Raw genomic sequence first — 17,424 nt, 5'->3', positions numbered from 1 at the left:
GCAGAAAGCGTTTACAGTCACAAATAATTTCTTAATATTGATTAATTTTATGGCAGATTTGGGAATTAGCTTAGAAATAATACCTTTGCTAATAGCGGGTTAGAATCATGTGTGTAAAGCCTAATCCATTAATAGATAAATAATATGCCAGCAAACAATTTCGAGTTTGAATACGAGGTAAAAGCCTCACCAAAAGTACTTTACCCGTATTTAAGTACTGCTTCAGGACTTCAACAGTGGTTTGCAGATAAAGTCACAGTACCCAACGCCAGCACCTTTCACTTTTACTGGGATGATGAAAATCACCCTGCTGTTTTAGTGCAAAGTAAATTGAATAAATTTGTTCGTTTTGAATTTTTAAATCCTAAAGACGAGACTTCCAAAGGTTTTATCGAACTCAAATTGGAGGTTAGTGAACTTTCAAATACCACCTACCTAAAAGTAATAGATAGTGCATCAACTTTTAAATCAGACGATGATGCTGCCGAACTTTGGGATTATCTTTGCGATAAATTAAAAGAAATCGTCGGGAGCTAACATGCGTAAAATAGATAAACTAGTCCTCAATGCCTTTTGGGGGCCATTTGTTCTTACTTTCCTTATTGTCATTTTTATTTTCCTCTTACGATTGGTCCTTTTTTACTTTGCCGATCTATTTGGAAAAGACCTAGGAGCTACGGTTTACGTTGAACTATTCTTTTATTTTTCCCTAATTACTGTTCCTCTCGCCATGCCCTTATCCATTTTGTTATCATCCTTGATGACATTTGGCAAACTGGGAGAAAATTTTGAATTAACTGCCCTAAAAAGTGCTGGAATATCCATATTCCGCATCTTTAGACCCATATTTGTCACTACCATACTCATCAGTATTTTCATGTTTTGGTTTGTCAATGTGGCTTTACCCTGGGCCAATTTGAAAGGATGGAGTCTATTGTATGATATCAAAACCACCAAAACCACATTAAATATCAAGGAGGGTATATTTTACAATGACCTTCCGGGCTATTCCATTAAAGTGGCAAAAAAGTTCTCAGACAACAAAACACTGAAGTCGCTGATTATCTATGACCATACCGGTAATGACGGAAACCGACATGTCACCGTGGCTGATTCGGCCCAGATGTATACCATTTTAGATAGAAAATACTTAATTTTTGAACTCTTTAATGGCAAAGATTATATTGAAGATGCCGACCGTGGACCAGGAAATGATTTATCCGAGTTGGCAATTCATAGTTTCAAACGAAGTAAAATTGTGATGTCTTTGTCTGGATTTGATTTACAAAAAACAGAGGAAAATCAATTTGCTCATCACCAAATCATGCGAAACAACAATCAATTGGCCGACGATGCCGATTCCTTGTCCAGGAATATTCGCAATATGAGAAAAGGCTTTAGCTTAGCTTCCAGTGTTTATTACGTCTATTTTCGTAAACCTGTTGGTGCTTCCTTGCGAAGTATGAATCATCAAACGAAATGGATAGGGCCCAAAATTGCCGAAAAATTGAAAAGCGGTAAAGATTTCCGCCCCATGGAAGAACTGGCTAAACAAGAAGTCCAAAATTTAATTGCCTTCGGACAAACGAATGAAGTTAATTTAGGTGAGCGTGTTACCGAACTTAAAAAGACTGATTTGGAATGGCACCATAAATTCACCAATTCATTGGCCGTATTGGTTATGTTCCTCATCGGAGCACCCTTAGGAGCCATTATTAAAAAAGGAGGCTTTGGTATTCCCGTTGTCGTTGCAGTATCCTTCTTTATTTTGATGTATATTCTAACCCAACAAGGTGATAAAATGGCCAAAGAAGGGAAGGTGCTTGTCGAAATTGGTGCTTGGGTCTCCAATGGTATTCTCGCTTTGATAGGAGCCTATTTCCTCCGTATAGCCTTAAAAGACTCCCGACTTTTTGAATCAGATTTTTACAGAATTCTATGGGACCGTATAAAAACCTATTGGGAGAAACGGAAGAACAGGATTTCATCCAAGGCATAAGCTATATGATTTGGAATTTCTTATTAAAATTCCTACTTTTGCAAATTAATTTTTCACAATTTAAAAACTGGTAAAAGATGTATTTGTCACCCGAGAAAAAACAAGAAATTTTTGAATCTAAAGGGAAAGCAAAGTCAAAAATCGATACTGGTTCTGCTGAATCGCAAATTGCGTTATTTACATTCAGAATCAATCATTTGACGGAGCACCTTAAGAAAAACAAGAAAGATCACAGCACACGCTTAGGTCTTTTGAAATTAGTTGGTAAGCGTCGTCGTTTACTTGATTACTTAACTCGTACAGATATCACACGTTATCGTGCTATCATCGCTGAATTAGGTATTCGTAAATAAGATTAATTGCAGGGTTTCATGTCATGAAGCCCTGCTTTATTCATTGCGGTACAGTTTGAATCATCAAACAAACATCTTTATTCTACGCATAGGGCGTAGTAATTTATTCAAAAACGTATGTCATTTAACATTATTACGAAACATATTTCAATGCCTGACGGCAAGGAAATCCAAATCGAAACTGGCAAATTAGCCAAGCAAGCCGATGGAGCCGTGGTTGTCAAATCAGGAAATATGATGTTGTTAGCTACAGTAGTAGCCAACAAAGAGGCCAAAGAAGGAGTAGATTTCCTTCCATTATCTGTTGATTATCAAGAAAAATTTGCGTCCAATGGACGTATTCCTGGTTCTTTTCTTAAAAGAGAGGCTCGCCTTTCTGATTATGAAATTCTTATCTCTCGTTTGGTTGACCGCGCTTTGCGTCCAACTTTTCCAGATGACTATCATGCAGACGTACAAGTTTTAATCAACTTAATTTCTGCTGATTCAGAAGTACTACCAGATGCATTTGTTGGTTTAGCCGCAGCAGCTGCTTTAGCTGTTTCCGATATTCCATTCAATGGACCTATATCTGAAGTTCGCGTTGCTAAAATCAACGGTGAATATAAAGTGAACCCAAGCGTAAGCGAATTAGCTGGAGCTAGTTTAGAATTAATCGTTGCAGCAAACGCAAACGATATTTTAATGGTAGAAGGCGAAGGCGATGAAGTTTCTGAAATAGAAATGATCGAAGCTTTACGTATTGCACACGATGCCATTAAATTACAATGCCAAGCATTGAATGAATTAACTGTTGCTTGTGGCAAAACTGAAAAACGTACGTATTCTCATGAATCACACAACGAAGAGTTGCGTGCTGAATTGTGGAAAAACTATTACGAAAAATACTTAGAGGTAGCTAAACAAGCAAATCCAAAGAAAGACGAGCGTAAAGCTGCTTTCAAAGCGATTGTTGACGAATATATCGCCACATTGCCAGAGGATCATTTAGTGAACCTTTCTATGGCAAAAACCTATTTGCATGATATCGAGAAAGAAGCGGCACGTCAATTGGTATTGCAAGAGCGCTACCGTTTAGATGGTCGTAAATTGAACGAAATTCGTCAAATTACTTGTGAAGTAGATTATTTACCAACTCCCCACGGTTCTTCCGTATTTACTCGTGGAGAAACTCAATCGTTAACAACGGTTACTTTAGGAACAAAGATGGATGAGCAAATCATCGATCAACCTATGACTCAAGGTTACAATAAGTTCATGTTACATTACAACTTCCCAGGATTTTCTACCGGTGAAGTTAAGCCTAACCGCGGTGTAGGCCGTCGTGAGGTAGGACATGGAAATTTGGCCATGCGTGCTATCAAAAAGGTTCTTCCTAAAATGGAGGATTTCCCTTACACTTTACGTATTGTTTCAGATATTTTAGAATCCAATGGTTCTTCATCTATGGCAACCGTTTGTGCGGGTACTTTAGCCTTGATGGATGCTGGTGTTAAAATCAAAGCTCCCGTTTCTGGTATCGCTATGGGTTTAATCTCAGATCCTAAAACAGGTAAATATGCCGTGCTTTCTGACATCTTAGGTGATGAAGATCACTTAGGAGATATGGACTTTAAAGTTACAGGTACAGAAAATGGTATCACGGCTTGTCAAATGGACATTAAAGTTCAAGGACTTTCTTACGAAGTATTAGTTGAAGCTTTATCTCAAGCTAAAGAAGGTCGTTTACACATCTTAAATGAGATGAAAAAAGCGATTCCTCAAGTTAGAGAAGATTTCAAACCTCAAACTCCTCGTGCCACTGTTATCAAAATCATGAAAGACCAAATTGGTGCGGTAATCGGACCAGGTGGTAAAGTGGTTCAAGATATTCAAAAGCAATCAGGTGCTACAGTAACTATTGAAGAAAAAGAAGACGGTGGCTATGTTAGCGTATTCTCAGCCAATGGCGCTGCTATGGACCATGCCGTTCGAATGATCAAAGGTATCGTAACTATTCCTGAAGTAGGAGAGGTATATGAAGGTAAAGTGAAAAACATTCAAGCATTTGGTGCTTTTGTGGAATTTTTACCTGGTAAAGATGGTTTACTTCATATCTCTGAGATTTCTTGGGATCGCATCGAAACCATGGATGGCGTTTTCAAAGAAGGAGACAAAGTGAAAGTAAAATTGGTGGAAGTAGACAAGAAAACAGGAAAATTCCGTTTATCTGCTAAAGTGTTATTACCAAAACCAGAACGTAGCTCAGAAAATTCTGACAACTAATATGTTATTTCATGGGTTATATGTTTTGTATAACCCATTCATTCTTTTGTAAGCCCCTATGAGACAGCTAAAAATTAGCAAACAGATTACCAACAGGGAGAGTCAATCACTCGACAAATACCTACAAGAAATTGGCAAGGTGGATTTGTTGACCCCAGATGAGGAAGTAATCCTCGCTCAAAAAATTAGAGATGGGGACCAATTATCCTTAGAACGTCTCACGAAAGCCAATTTACGTTTCGTCGTTTCTGTAGCAAAACAATATCAAAATCAAGGTCTTAGCTTAGGTGATTTAATCAACGAAGGTAATTTAGGTTTGATCAAAGCAGCACAACGTTTCGATGAAACTCGTGGATTTAAATTTATTTCTTACGCTGTATGGTGGATTCGCCAATCGATCTTACAAGCTTTAGCCGAGCAATCAAGAATTGTACGTTTACCTTTGAACCGCGTTGGTTCATTGAATAAAATATCAAAAACTTTCTCTGAGTTAGAACAAAAATTCGAGCGTGAGCCTTCTCCGGAAGAACTAGCCGAAGTATTGGAAATATCTACCGGTGAAGTTGTTGATACCTTAAAGATTTCAGGTCGTCACGTATCCATGGATGCACCATTCGTACAAGGGGAAGAAAACTCTTTGCTGGACGTACTTGAAAATGATTCAGAAGATAAACCAGACTCTGGTTTGATCAATGATTCACTTCGTAGAGAAGTTCAACGTGCTCTTTCAACCTTAACTCAACGTGAAGCCGATGTGGTGACATTGTATTTTGGATTGAATGGAGAACATGCCATGACTTTAGAAGAAATTGGAGAAAAATTCAATTTAACGCGTGAACGTGTAAGACAAATCAAAGAAAAAGCAATTCGTCGCTTACGTCACACTTCGAGAAGTAAAGCACTGAAAACATATCTTGGATAATTTTAAAAAGCCTCTTACGAGGCTTTTTTTACCTATGGCCTTTCCCTCTGGACTTGTAGAACTGATTGATATACTAAGCCAACATGGTGTAGAACAGGCAGTTATATGCCCTGGATCTAGAAATGCGCCTATCATGCTGGCCATTAGTCGTAATACAGCTATTCAATCCTTTTCGATCAGCGACGAACGTTCCGCTGGATTTTTTGCCTTAGGTTTAGCGCTTCATTCCAAGAAACCGGTTATCCTCTGCTGCACTTCTGGATCTGCTGCTTTAAATATGGCTCCTGCCGTAGCAGAAGCCTATTTTCAAGAAGTTTCCCTAATTGTATTGACCGCAGACCGTCCTCAAGAATGGATTGGGCAATGGGATGGGCAAACCATTTATCAAGAGCGAATTTTTGGAGCTCATGCCAAACAATACTTTTCCTATTCTACGCAAGCTCATGAATCTTCAGATGAAATTTGGCACCGAAATAGAATAGCCAATGACGCGTTCTGGTCAGCTTTTTCTGCTCCTCAGGGTCCTGTGCAGATCAATATTCCAATAAAAGAACCATTTTACCCAGAAAAAGGAGCCGTTTTACCCGATTCAAAAGCAAGTAGAAAAATTCAGAAATGGATTACTCCAAAATCCTTAGATGTAGCCACAAAAACATTCATTCAACGACAAATTAGCGTTTCATCTAAAATAGTTATCACAGTCGGTCAGTTTCCCTTAAATACAGCTATACAAGCAGCTATAGCTACATTAATGAAAAAAGGAATACCTGTTTTGGCTGACTCCATAGCTAATTTATCTGGTCTTGCCTTTGATAGTCATGATTTGATACTAGCCAATACGCAATCTTGGGAAGCTCTCCAACCTGATCTTCACATACATTTGGGTAAAAGCTTTGTAACAAAAAGAATCAAGCAATTTTTACGTTCAAACGACAAGAAACAGGAGTGGCAAGTGAATCCTCATCCACAAGCGCTAATTTCTGATCCTTTCAAAGGGCTACAGCATGTGTTGGAAATAGATGAAGTTGACTTCTTGAATGAATTATCCCTGCTTAACTTTTCTGAAAAACAAGAAGCTTATTTTCAAACTTGGAAAATGGCAGATGAAATTGTGGCTACCAAAAGATCAACCAGTATAAACGATTGGAATGAATTGGGTATTTTCCAAAAAATAGCTCAAAAACTACCCTCATCCAATGCAGAAATACATGTAGCTAACTCACTATCTGTCAGATACTTAAATTGGATAAACTTTGTCTCAAAAGGTATTGAAGTATTTTCAAATCGAGGAACTTCAGGCATTGACGGTTGTTTAAGTACCGCCATTGGAGCCGCTCAAGACAATAGCAATCTAGTTATTTCCATCATTGGCGATGTGGCATTCCATTACGATAAAAATGCATTATGGAATTCCTATGTACCCAATAATGTTCGGATTATTGTCATGAATAATCACGGGGGAGGTATATTCAGAAACTTAGAAGGTGCCAAAGACTTGCCGGAATTGGAAGGATTCATGGAAACACAGCAAGTTTTTCATGCTGAAAACACCGCCAAAGATGCAGGAATCAATTACATTCTGGTAAAAAATAACCATGAACTGCTCCAATCTTTAGACCACTTTTTCCAAGAATCTGATAAAGCACAATTAATGGAAATAGAAACTAATTCTAACTTGAATGCAGCTGCACTTGCCGAATATATGGCTTTATTTAAGGGCTAATTCCTTATTAATTTTCTCTAAATTCTTTAAGAACAAGGCATTATTCGGTTCAATTTCCAAAGCTCGACGAACCCATTTCTCAGCTAATTTCCATTGCCTTCTTTCAATCTCCAAATAACCTAAGTTGTTGTAAATCAAATGCTTATATTTACCCTTAGTCAGGGCATGTTGAAATGCCTTTTCTGCTAAATCGAGTTCCCCCATGGTCTGTAGCACGACACCCTTATTGATTAATGCTTCTACCGAATTAGTATCCAATTGAATGGCCTTTTCATAAGATGCTAAAGCTTGATTATTGGATTCTTTTTCAAAAAATATATCGCCCTGCAAACGATGACAAGCTGATGAATCCGGAAAAAGCTTAACCAATTTTTGTGCTTCTATTTCTGCCTCATCCAAGCGTTTCATACTTTGAAGTAATTCCACCTTTTTAAATAGGGCAGGTCCAAATTTCGCATCCAATGTAACGGCTTCAGAAAAATCCGACAAAGCTTCCTCATTTTTTTCTAACTGCTCATAGATTAAACCCCGATTATAAAAGGCATCTGAAAAATCCTTTTTCTTTAAAATAGCCTCACTGTACCACTTTATTGCTTCAAAATATTCCTTTTCTTTGAATTTTTGATTTCCTCTCAAAAAGAACTGCGTCGCCTCCTTTTTCTCTTTTTCAGAATCGCAGGAAAAAAGCCCCATAAAAATTATCAGGCAAAAGAAAGAAACTAAGCGTTTTGTAGAATACATGAGGTGACTTTAGTTTAGGCAATTAAAAGAATTCAATTTAAATAATTCAAATTTCATTCGCATCTTTGTGCCTCAAAATTAAATGAAATTATGGCATACGCAGAAATGTTGACCGATAAAGGGTTAATGAAAATTAAATTTTATGATGAAGATGCTCCCATTCACGTGAAAAACTTCATTGATTTGTCCAATAAAGGATTTTATGATGGAGTAACATTTCACCGAGTTATTGCTGATTTTGTGATTCAAGGAGGAGATCCAACAGGTACAGGTGCTGGTGGGCCAGGTTATACCATTCCATGTGAGTTAACCGGAAACAACCAATTCCATGATCGTGGAGTATTATCTATGGCACACCGTGGTCCAAACACTGGTGGTTCTCAATTCTTCATTTGCCATTCGAGAAACAACACGGCTCATTTAGACCGTAAACATACTTGTTTTGGTAAAGTAGTGGAAGGTTTGGAAGTTATTGATTTAATCAGAGAAGGCGATAAAATCCAAAGTATCAAAATTGTAGAAGAGGCTTAGTATATGCATTTCATCAAAGAAATTCCCCACGATTCCATGCGAATTTCCTTGTTTGAATGGAATTCCAAATACATTGTAAAGTTTGAAGCCCCCAATTTAGAACAGAGCTATAAATTTTCGGTTTTGGACTTTTCCTCTCAAAAAGAAATAGAGGAGCTGGCATCCAGCTCCTCCTTTCAAACTTATGTCTTGAATAATTTTCATTCCATGTATGCCGAAATGGGCAAACATATTAATTAGTTGATTTTACCCAACCACTTCATTCTTAAAGTTTTCTGACTTTCTGTCAAATTACTCATGGAATTAATTTTATAGGCGGCCAAAGTGGATTTGCCAACTGGTATAGCCAAGGTTCTTTCTAAACCATCGCGACGAACCGTAAATAAAATCGTATCGCCAACATTTTTGTCTTTCAAGGTCTTTTCAATACTCTCAAAAGGATCTGCATTTACTTTCAATAGCTCATCACCAACATTTAATCCGTATTCATAACTGGAGCTTCCTTTTAAAACACTCGTTATTTTGCCTGATGTAACCGTAAATCCTAAAAAAGGAGTTGTTTTCCCTTGGTTGGCATCCGTCCACTCATAACCCACTTCGCGTAGTAAAGCGGCATAATCAGGAATTACTGTTCCATATACCAATTGCTGGAAAATTCCTTTGGCTGATGCTCCAGCTACAGTTGAAAAAGCATTTTCTAATTCCGCATCGGTAAATCCTCGTTGTTGTTTGATATAATAATTTTGGTATAAATACTTAAATACATCATCCAGATTCGATTTACCTTGACTTTGCTTGATTATCCAAAGATTCAATACTGTCCCTAAAACAGATCCTTTGGAATAATATGAAACAGTCGAATTACGGCTATTTTCATTAGGACGATAATATTTAATCCAAGCATCCCAGGAAGCCGAAGCCGCTGATTCTACTTTACTTCCAGGTGTATTTTCTACTGCCGTGATTTCATCAGCAACTCCTTTTAAATAAGCATCTGTCGTAGTTTGACCAGAACGTTGTAAAATCATTGCACCATAATAAGAGGTCATCCCTTCAGATAACCAAAGATTATGCGTATAATTTTCATTCTCGTAATCAAATGGCCCAAGTGCTTTTGGACGAATACGCTTGACATTCCATAAGTGGAAATACTCATGAGATAATAAACCGATTATGCCATGGTAGCCATTTTCGGTTTCATAAGCAGTCCGTGCAACTTGACAAGTCGTGGAATATAAATGCTCCAAACCTCCTGAACCTTTTTGTAAATTATGGATGATAAACAGGTAATGATCACATGGATGTTGGCCAATGACACGAGCCGCTTCCTCACACATTTTCTTAACATCTGATATGAATTTTGTGGTATCTACTTTAGCAGGGCCATAAAAAGCAATTTGATGAGGAATATTTCTTACTTTAAATTGAAATACTTGATGGTTACCAATCTCGATGGGAGAATCAATCAGTTCATCTAAGTTTTTCGCTTCAAAGGTTTGTGGAGCAGTTTGTTTTAATGCGGTTGAAATCCGTTGAAAAGTTTTATGTGGGTTTATTTGAACTGATTGGGCTTGTTGTGCTAACTCATTAACATATAATAAAACAGAAGCAGGATTAATATAACCATGTGTATCGTCCAAGAAAGAAGTACGAACAGATAACTCAAAAGCATATACGTCATAAGTTATGCTTACTTGCTTTTGACCTTTACTAAGATATACGCGCCAGGTGTTTTTATTGATTTTTTCCACAGGAACCATGGAACCATTTTTCATGGTCATCAAGGATTCAACATTTCGAGCAAATTCACGGATCAAATAGGAGCCAGGAGTCCAAGCTGCCATTTTAAAATCTACATAGGGCTTATTCCAATGAGCTTGGCTCAGTTCTACAGTTGTTTTTACTTGAAAGTAATGAGTGTGCGGTGCTGGCATACTGATTTCATGCCGAAGAACAGGGGAGGCACTAAAGCCTAATAGGTTGATTCCCAATAATAGTGTGACTAACACAAAGGAATTTAAGGTAAATTTTGTCATGAAAATGTAATTATCTAAGGTTGATTAGGTGTAGGATGTAAAGATAAGAAAATCGCCTTAATCAAACTAAAATTGGCCATTGTATAGCCAATTTAGCCTAAATAAATTGAAGCCTTGCTACAATTAATTGGAAGAAAAATCGTATTATTGTAGTAATTGAGAATGCTGTAATCTTCTACAAATGAGAAAACAAAATCGTACGCTTTGCTGGATTCCAGCTATTTTATTTTTCATGCTTTCTTGGTCAGGGGTGGCACAACAAACCCTGAGTTTTGGAGATCAAACGCTCCACTTTCGACAAGCCAAAGAATATTTTGATTCAAAAAATTATGTAGCGGCGAAAGAAGAGTTTTCAGCCTACTTAGCAAGTTTGGAACCCTTAAATAATGAGCAAGCGGGTCAACGAGTTTTGGCAGAATATTACATGACCATGTGTACGCTCTACATGAGTCAGCCTGAAGCTGAAATTGTGGCCGATCGTTTTGTAGCTAATTACCCAGAACATCCTCAAGCGGTTAAATTAATGCGTGGCATAGGAAGTTTCTTTTATGATAATGGCGACTATAAAAAAGCCATTAAATATTTAAGTAAATCATCAGATACCAATTTAGAAGCCAAGTTTAAATTAGCTGTTTCTTATTATCAATTAAAGGATCTAAGAGAGGCTTTGCCTTTGTTTAATGAAATTAAAGTAGAACCAGAAGAAGAATTCGCTTTTGCAGCGGCCTATTACGCTGGTGTTATCAATTTTGGAGAGAAAAGGTATGGGGAGGCCAATACCGACTTCAAAAAAGCCGAAGGTTCTAGTCGTTTTAGAAAGGATATTCCCAATTGGATTGCCATGTGTTATTTTCATGAAGGTAAATTCAATGAATTGTTAAACTATGCAGAACCCATATTAAAACAGAAAAAAGCGGGCTATAATTTAGATGAATTATCGCTCTTGGTGGCTGAAGTACAATTTAAACTAGGTTATTTTGAAAAAGCTGCTGTCAGTTATAGTTTGTACAAAAAATTAAATCCAACCAAAATCACTTCTGAAATTCAATACCGATTTGGTTATTCGCTGTATAAAAACAATAAATTCAATGAAGCTTCTGATGAATTAAAAGCACTAGCTAGTAAAAAAGATACCTTAGCTCAATATGCTGCCTTTACTTTAGGTTTGGCTCAATTGAAATCTGGAAACTTGGAAGCTACTTTGCAGGCATTTGGACAAGCTAAGGACTTGGCCTTTAATGCCCAAATTCAAGAAGAAGCCTTTTTTAATCATGCTAAGGTGTTATTAGATCTTGGGAAGGCGAGTGAAACCATATATGCTATTCAAGAATTCAATAAAAAATATCCAAAAAGTAAGTTTACAGAAGAATCCACCGAATTGGTGGCTGATGCCTTTATACATTCCAATAACATTCAAGCGGCCTTGGATTATTTAAAAGGTTTAGCAAATCGAAATGCAAAATTAAATGCCGCATACCAAACTTTGACTTACAATTTGGGGGTAAAAGCATATAATGAAAATAAGTTTGATCAAGCCTTAGATTTATTTCAAACTTCATCGGAAAACCCAGAAAGTGCTGATTTGAAGTTTCAAGCATTATATGGAAAAGGAGAGGCCTTATCTCAGCAAAAGAAATACGAGCAAGCCATTCAAGTTTATACTCCATTGTTAATTGGAACGCCTCCAGTAGCCAAACCAAACGATTTTTTACAAAAAGTACGTATCGGTTTAGCCTACGCCTATTTCAATACCAAAGATTTCAATAAGGCGAATGTATTATTTAAAGCCTATGTTGACCGTTTGAAATTAAGTCCTGACGCTAAAAACAACCCAACCATTTTAATTCGTTTGGCTGATACCTATTTAGTATCCAAAAAATACGATGAAGCTTTAACCTATTACAATCAAGCCATTGATTTGGCCAAAACAGAGAAGGATTATGCCTTATATCAAAAAGGGGTAACATTGACTTATTTGAATCGAGATACTGAAGCAAAAGCAAGTTTCAAACAGTTAAGAACATCTTTCCCGAATTCTAAATATGTAGATGATGCGGCATTCCAAGAAAATGTCATTTCCTTCAATACCAACAAGTACAAGGAAGCCATTGCTGGATTCACGGATTTAATTGAAACGAATTCTAAAAGCCCTTACTTCACGCAGGCTTTATTGAAACGAGCACAATCTTATGCCAATACCAATCAGCATGAATTATCCATTGCAGATTACAAACGAATCATTCAAGAATTTCCAACCGACAAAACGGCAAAAGATGCTTTAGTAGGACTTCAAGAAGAATTGAATGAAGTAGGCAGACCTGAAGATTTCGGACAATTATTAGGCAACTTCCAGAAAAGTAGTCCTGATGAAGCAGAAAATGTGGATTTAGAATACCGTGCTGCAAAAGGTATTTATTTAGGTGAAAAATACGACAAGGCCATCGCTCCTCTGAAAGCCTTCATTGAAAAATATCCAAACAATGAAAATTTAGTGGAAGCTACTTTCCTTATTGCTGATGCAGCCTATCGGACCAATAACAAATCGGATGCATTGGTTTATTACAAAAAGATGGTAGAACAAAATGTTCATCCTCAGATTAACAAAGCCATTCAGCGTAGTGCAGAAATTGAATTAGAAAATAAAAACTTTTCCGCATCTGCTAATTTGTTTCATTTATATAAATCCAAATACTCGGGCGCAAAAGACCAATTATTAGCGAATAATGGCTTATTAAACACTTTCCTAGCAGCCAATATGCTAGATTCAGCTGCTTATATTACGGATGAATTGATCCAACAAAAGGAAATCAGTGAAGAAGAAAAAGCAAAATTGGCTGAAAAAATGGCGAATATCTTTGAAGCTGGAGGTGATATCATCAATCAAAGAAATTGGTTAGGAATCACTACGAAATTGGATAAAAATGACATTGGTGCCTTAGCTCAATTGAAATTAGCAAGTCTTTTGTACAAAGAATCAAAATTCAAAGAGTCCAGCGACATGATACTGGATAAATTCAGAAATGTATTTTCTGAAGCCTCTGATGCCATTTTAGGAAAAGCATATATCTTATTGGCGGATAATTTTATTGCCTTAAAGAACATTCCACAAGCCAGGGCTACCTTAAAATCCATTGTGGATAATTCCAGCGATGCCGAGGTAATCCAGGCAGCCAAAACTAAATTAGAAAGCTTACCCTTAAAATAATATAAGATGAGATTCAATCGAACAGCTAAAAAAGTACTATTCACTGCTACATTCGGACTCTGCTTAGGCGCATTTGAGGGTTTTGCCCAAAAAAGGGAAGGATCCATTCAGGATGAAGCCATTGAAGTAGAAAAAACACGTAAGATCGAACTTCAGCCTCAAGTATCTCGTGGATTTGATCCATTGGAAGAAGCTCAAGATTTGCGGAAAGATCGTAAAATGAAATATGATTTGGTGGATAGAAAATGGGAGGGAACTTCTTTGCCCAAAATCAATAATTCCATCGTTGATCCGCGAGAAGGAGATGAATTAACGTCATCTTATGGGCCTAAGTTTAAAAACGTTTTCAAAGTGGGTGCTGGTAATTATGGCCATACCTTAATGAATGCCCATTTTGGATTTACTCCCAATGAAAATTCTTTTCATGGATTATACATCAATCACGATGCAAATCGGAGAGGACCTGTAGCCACAAGCTTCTCAGGGAGAAATGAAAATGAAATTAAAGTTTATAGCAAAACATTTACTCCAACTTATTTGCTCAATGGATCCATCGGGTATAAAAGGGTAGAGGCCAATTGGTATGGAAGACCTGAAGAGCAATTTAACAACATGGCCAACGGTACCTTTGGTGTTTATTATGATCGCTTCAACTATGTTGGTAGTATTTCTAGCGCTAAAAAAGATGCCAAATTTGATTACATTGCCACTTCCGGATTAACGATGATGTCCACTTCTCAAAATGAAAGAGAATGGATTTGGGATAGCAAGATTCAAACCGTTTTAACGATCAACGATAATTTATCAGCACATTTTTCTGGGGATATGACCATGAGCGAATACGCTAGCTTGGAAAATAATCGCAGAGAGCTATATCGAGTTAAACCAAGTTTCTTTTATAAAAACGATCGCGTATCCGTACATGCAGGTATCAATGTGGTAAATGAAAAGGATAAATTGAAAGGAATCAATACCACTAGTTTGTTTCCAGTAGTGAAACTAGATTACAAAGCAGCTAATTTTATACACTTTTTTGCGGGTTTAGGGGGTGATACCTATTTCAATACATTAAGTCAAATGGCGGCTCAGAATCCGTGGTTAAAAAATCAGATAGATTTAAGAAATACAGCCCAAACTGCCAATGTATTTGGTGGCTTTAAAGGATCCAATGAACGTAGTTTTGATTTTGAATTTAAATTCATGTACTCAGAATTTAGTAATTTATCCTTTTTTGTACCTAGTACAGCAGATAGCTCCAAATACACAGTTATTTATGCTGGTGATTTAAAAAAGGCGCAAGTCATGAATTTTTCAGGTCAATTTAACTACCAATTGAACGAAAGATTCTTATCCGTTTTGAAATACGACATCAACCAATATGAGAATTTGGGAAGTTTGGAAAAGGCATATCACCGTCCAGCAATGAACATTTCTTTTACTAATTCCATCACTTTCAAAGATAAAATCATCATCTCCCCAGATGTATTTTACATGAATGGCCTTTACGGATTAAATCCTAGAACTAATACGGCTGTAGCCATGAAGGATATCATAGATCTAAATTTAAAAGTGAATTATTTAATTACTAAAAAGTTTAATGCGGCAGTTAGCGCAAATAATTTACTTGGAAAAAATTACGAAAGGTATTTATTTTACCCTTCACAAGGCTTAAACTATACAGTAAGCGTAGCTTATTCATTCTAATATGACCATCAACAACTCCATAGTTCAATTAATTGAAACATTACTCTATGAGCATGACTGCATCATCATTCCTAATTTTGGAGGATTTGTAGTTAATGTAAAGGATTTTGAGTTCAATGCTAAGGAGGAAATAATTTACCCAAGAAAAAGATGGATTGCTTTCAATGAAAGACTTCGGTCAGATGATGGCACATTAGCTACTGCTTGGGCTAAAAAGGAGGGTATAAGCCATAAAGTAGCTTTTGACCAAATCAATCAATTCAGTAAATCCTTGAAAGAGGCATTGAAAAATGAGCAAACCTTGGTTTTAGCAAAATTGGGTACATTCAGTTTAACCACGGAATCCAAAATTTCATTCCTTCCAAATCCAGAGCAAAACTTTGATTTAAGTCAATTTGGTCTATTACCTGTAGGTTTACCTGTTACTTCAAAAATTTCTAAGCCTATTTTAATAGAAAATCCTATTGAAAAATCTTTGACCTTGCATGAAGAAATCAGCGAAGAAAGCCAAGAAGAAGAGGAAATTGTACCCAAAAGAATAAGTACTAAAGTCTATGTTTATGCCCTTGTAGCCTTTATATTAGGTGGGCTAAGCGCCTATTTTTTAACGGAACCGAACTCTCGCTATGTAAATAGCTCATTGAGTCCATTTACAATAAAAATCAAAAAAGAGAAAAGTGCTCAAGTTAATCAAGAAAGCAAGGTGGCAATTCCTGAAGAAAAAGCCATTGAAGCCGACTCAAGCATTTTACCCAATACCATTGAACCTAACAAAGAAGGCGTAAAAACTCCTGCAAGCCTTGATAATCAATCTGTATTCTTGGTGGCAGCCAGTTTTCAAACACAAGCTAAAGCAGAATTAGCCGTGAATGAATTAAAGGCCAAAGGATTTGATCAAGCTGTTATTTTACCCAAAGCTCAAGAAGAAATCCATTTTCGTGTAAGTATTGGCACAGAAACCAACATGGAAGCAGGTTATAAAAAGGCAGCTGAAATAAAAAGCCAAAAGAAATTAGACATTTGGGTGTATAAACCATAAGGATATGAATAGCGTTCTCGCACAAAAAGAACTAGAGAAAAAAAATCAGTTAAAGGCATTAGTGCTCACTATTTTAATCAATGGTGGGCTTTTGTTGATTTTCTGGACTTTGAATATTTGGTCAGGCGATGAAGTAAAAATGGAAATTCCAGCAGGTGGATTTGAAGTCAACTATGGTAATACTGATGAAGGGGGTGGAAATGTTCAAACCCATAATCAAGCTAATGATTTACCAGATGAAATTGAGTCAAAACCTGCCGATAAAAAAGTAGAACCTAAAAAGGAAATTGTAAAAACTACTCCAACGAAAGAGAGTCCACTATTAAGCTCTACGGTGAAAAGTTCGGTAAAAATTGCGGATAAGCCTGCCGAAAAAGTGACTGCTCAGCCTCCAAAGCCTGTAGTGGAAGAACAACCTAAAATTGACGAATCTGCTTTATTTAAAAAGAAGTCAAGCAGTAATGGTACACGAGGAAGCAGCGATGCACCAGGAGGTAATTCAAATGGAAACGATAAAGGTAAAATAGGTGATAAGGGGCAATTAGACGGAGATATCAATAATTCAGCTATTTATTCAGGACAAAAAGGAAAAGGCGGTGGTAGCGGTGGCGGTATAGGTGGAGGAAATGGCGTAGCTTTGAATATGACAGGTTGGGCATTGGCCTCTAGACCACAGGTAAATGATGATTCTGATGAATCAGGTATCATTCGTTTTTCTCTAAAAATTGATGAAAGTGGGAATATTATTTCCCTAAGGATCATTGAAAACACACTTTCGGCTTCTGTTGCTCAGAAATATAAAAGAGCAGTAGAAAAATTAAGTTTTAAGCCTACCTCAGGTGGTGAACGTCCGGAAGTTTCTACAGGGACCATTGTTTTCAAAATCAATTCGAAATAATTTTTACA

Annotated in this window: 14 protein-coding genes; 12 read left to right on the top strand and 2 right to left on the bottom strand. The window is 36.9% G+C overall.

Translation table 11 applies throughout. The annotated features are described in order from the left end of the window. The first annotated feature begins 144 nt into the window (after positions 1-144). The 6 genes from G9H60_RS09335 (at position 145) to menD (ending at position 7,262) form a co-directional block, all read left to right on the top strand. Positions 145-537 (top strand): START-like domain-containing protein, encoded by a 393-nt coding sequence (locus G9H60_RS09335; RefSeq protein WP_223143787.1) that lies wholly within the window; start codon positions 145-147, stop codon positions 535-537. Between the two features lies 1 nt (position 538). Beyond that, complete coding sequence (locus tag G9H60_RS09330; protein WP_223143786.1) at positions 539-1,999, top strand: LptF/LptG family permease; 1,461 nt, start codon at positions 539-541, stop codon at positions 1,997-1,999. Between the two features lie 77 nt (positions 2,000-2,076). Continuing rightward, a complete protein-coding gene (gene rpsO / locus G9H60_RS09325) occupies positions 2,077-2,352 on the top strand; it encodes a 30S ribosomal protein S15 (RefSeq protein WP_109323137.1) in 276 nt (91 codons plus the stop codon). 117 nt (positions 2,353-2,469) lie between these two features. Then, a complete protein-coding gene (pnp, locus tag G9H60_RS09320) occupies positions 2,470-4,617 on the top strand; it encodes a polyribonucleotide nucleotidyltransferase (protein WP_223143785.1) in 2,148 nt (715 codons plus the stop codon). A 58-nt stretch (positions 4,618-4,675) separates the two neighbouring features. After that, the gene (locus tag G9H60_RS09315; protein WP_109323139.1) at positions 4,676-5,539 is read left to right on the top strand and encodes a sigma-70 family RNA polymerase sigma factor; all 864 of its coding nucleotides are present in this window, start codon (positions 4,676-4,678) and stop codon (positions 5,537-5,539) included. Between the two features lie 34 nt (positions 5,540-5,573). Continuing rightward, positions 5,574-7,262, top strand: a complete 1,689-nt coding sequence (menD, locus tag G9H60_RS09310) for a 2-succinyl-5-enolpyruvyl-6-hydroxy-3-cyclohexene-1-carboxylic-acid synthase (protein ID WP_223143784.1) — start codon at positions 5,574-5,576, stop codon at positions 7,260-7,262. Here the strand turns inward: menD and G9H60_RS09305 are convergent. After that, positions 7,248-7,955: a tetratricopeptide repeat protein gene (locus tag G9H60_RS09305; RefSeq protein ID WP_223143783.1), complete on the bottom strand. Its 708-nt coding sequence runs from the start codon at positions 7,953-7,955 to the stop codon at positions 7,248-7,250. The two genes, menD and G9H60_RS09305, sit on opposite strands and share 15 nt — an antisense overlap. A 138-nt stretch (positions 7,956-8,093) precedes the next feature. Between G9H60_RS09305 and G9H60_RS09300 the strand changes: the two genes are divergently transcribed. Then, positions 8,094-8,534 carry a peptidylprolyl isomerase gene (locus G9H60_RS09300; RefSeq protein WP_223143782.1) on the top strand — a complete coding sequence of 147 codons (441 nt, stop codon included), beginning with the start codon at positions 8,094-8,096 and terminating at the stop codon, positions 8,532-8,534. A gap of 3 nt (positions 8,535-8,537) precedes the next feature. Then, positions 8,538-8,774: a hypothetical protein gene (locus G9H60_RS09295; RefSeq protein WP_223143781.1), complete on the top strand. Its 237-nt coding sequence runs from the start codon at positions 8,538-8,540 to the stop codon at positions 8,772-8,774. On the opposite strand, the gene G9H60_RS09290 is transcribed toward G9H60_RS09295, so the two are convergent. Continuing rightward, on the bottom strand, positions 8,771-10,570 hold the full coding sequence (locus G9H60_RS09290) for a M61 family metallopeptidase (protein ID WP_223143780.1): 1,800 nt from the start codon (positions 10,568-10,570) through the stop codon (positions 8,771-8,773). The two genes, G9H60_RS09295 and G9H60_RS09290, sit on opposite strands and share 4 nt — an antisense overlap. 181 nt (positions 10,571-10,751) lie before the next feature. Here G9H60_RS09290 and G9H60_RS09285 point away from each other — a divergent pair, with 181 nt between their 5' ends. From G9H60_RS09285 to G9H60_RS09270, 4 genes are read left to right on the top strand one after another with little or no spacing between them, the layout of a single operon-like run. Beyond that, positions 10,752-13,775: a tetratricopeptide repeat protein gene (locus tag G9H60_RS09285; RefSeq protein ID WP_223143779.1), complete on the top strand. Its 3,024-nt coding sequence runs from the start codon at positions 10,752-10,754 to the stop codon at positions 13,773-13,775. Between the two features lie 6 nt (positions 13,776-13,781). Beyond that, positions 13,782-15,479, top strand: a complete 1,698-nt coding sequence (locus G9H60_RS09280) for a TonB-dependent receptor (protein ID WP_223143778.1) — start codon at positions 13,782-13,784, stop codon at positions 15,477-15,479. Position 15,480: 1 nt separating this feature from the next. Next, positions 15,481-16,518 (top strand): HU domain-containing protein, encoded by a 1,038-nt coding sequence (locus G9H60_RS09275; RefSeq protein WP_223143777.1) that lies wholly within the window; start codon positions 15,481-15,483, stop codon positions 16,516-16,518. 4 nt (positions 16,519-16,522) lie between these two features. Continuing rightward, the gene (locus tag G9H60_RS09270; RefSeq protein WP_223143776.1) at positions 16,523-17,416 is read left to right on the top strand and encodes an energy transducer TonB; all 894 of its coding nucleotides are present in this window, start codon (positions 16,523-16,525) and stop codon (positions 17,414-17,416) included. Positions 17,417-17,424 lie beyond the last annotated feature (8 nt).

Origin of the sequence: Aquirufa aurantiipilula, assembly GCF_019923745.1 — a bacterium.
GTDB lineage: Bacteria > Bacteroidota > Bacteroidia > Cytophagales > Spirosomataceae > Aquirufa > Aquirufa aurantiipilula.
Note: the sequence above shows the minus strand (reverse complement) of the source record. Positions and strands in the feature narration are given on the sequence as shown.

Coding starts and splice junctions, on each gene's coding strand:
- rpsO (WP_109323137.1), top strand. CDS start 2,077: ATGTATTTGTCACCCGAGAAAAAACAAGAAATTTTTGAATCTAAAGGG.
- menD (WP_223143784.1), top strand. CDS start 5,574: ATGGCCTTTCCCTCTGGACTTGTAGAACTGATTGATATACTAAGCCAA.
- G9H60_RS09275 (WP_223143777.1), top strand. CDS start 15,481: ATGACCATCAACAACTCCATAGTTCAATTAATTGAAACATTACTCTAT.
- G9H60_RS09295 (WP_223143781.1), top strand. CDS start 8,538: ATGCATTTCATCAAAGAAATTCCCCACGATTCCATGCGAATTTCCTTG.
- G9H60_RS09330 (WP_223143786.1), top strand. CDS start 539: ATGCGTAAAATAGATAAACTAGTCCTCAATGCCTTTTGGGGGCCATTT.
- G9H60_RS09335 (WP_223143787.1), top strand. CDS start 145: ATGCCAGCAAACAATTTCGAGTTTGAATACGAGGTAAAAGCCTCACCA.
- G9H60_RS09280 (WP_223143778.1), top strand. CDS start 13,782: ATGAGATTCAATCGAACAGCTAAAAAAGTACTATTCACTGCTACATTC.
- G9H60_RS09290 (WP_223143780.1), bottom strand. CDS start 10,570: ATGACAAAATTTACCTTAAATTCCTTTGTGTTAGTCACACTATTATTG.
- G9H60_RS09270 (WP_223143776.1), top strand. CDS start 16,523: ATGAATAGCGTTCTCGCACAAAAAGAACTAGAGAAAAAAAATCAGTTA.
- pnp (WP_223143785.1), top strand. CDS start 2,470: ATGTCATTTAACATTATTACGAAACATATTTCAATGCCTGACGGCAAG.
- G9H60_RS09300 (WP_223143782.1), top strand. CDS start 8,094: ATGGCATACGCAGAAATGTTGACCGATAAAGGGTTAATGAAAATTAAA.
- G9H60_RS09315 (WP_109323139.1), top strand. CDS start 4,676: ATGAGACAGCTAAAAATTAGCAAACAGATTACCAACAGGGAGAGTCAA.
- G9H60_RS09285 (WP_223143779.1), top strand. CDS start 10,752: ATGAGAAAACAAAATCGTACGCTTTGCTGGATTCCAGCTATTTTATTT.
- G9H60_RS09305 (WP_223143783.1), bottom strand. CDS start 7,955: ATGGGGCTTTTTTCCTGCGATTCTGAAAAAGAGAAAAAGGAGGCGACG.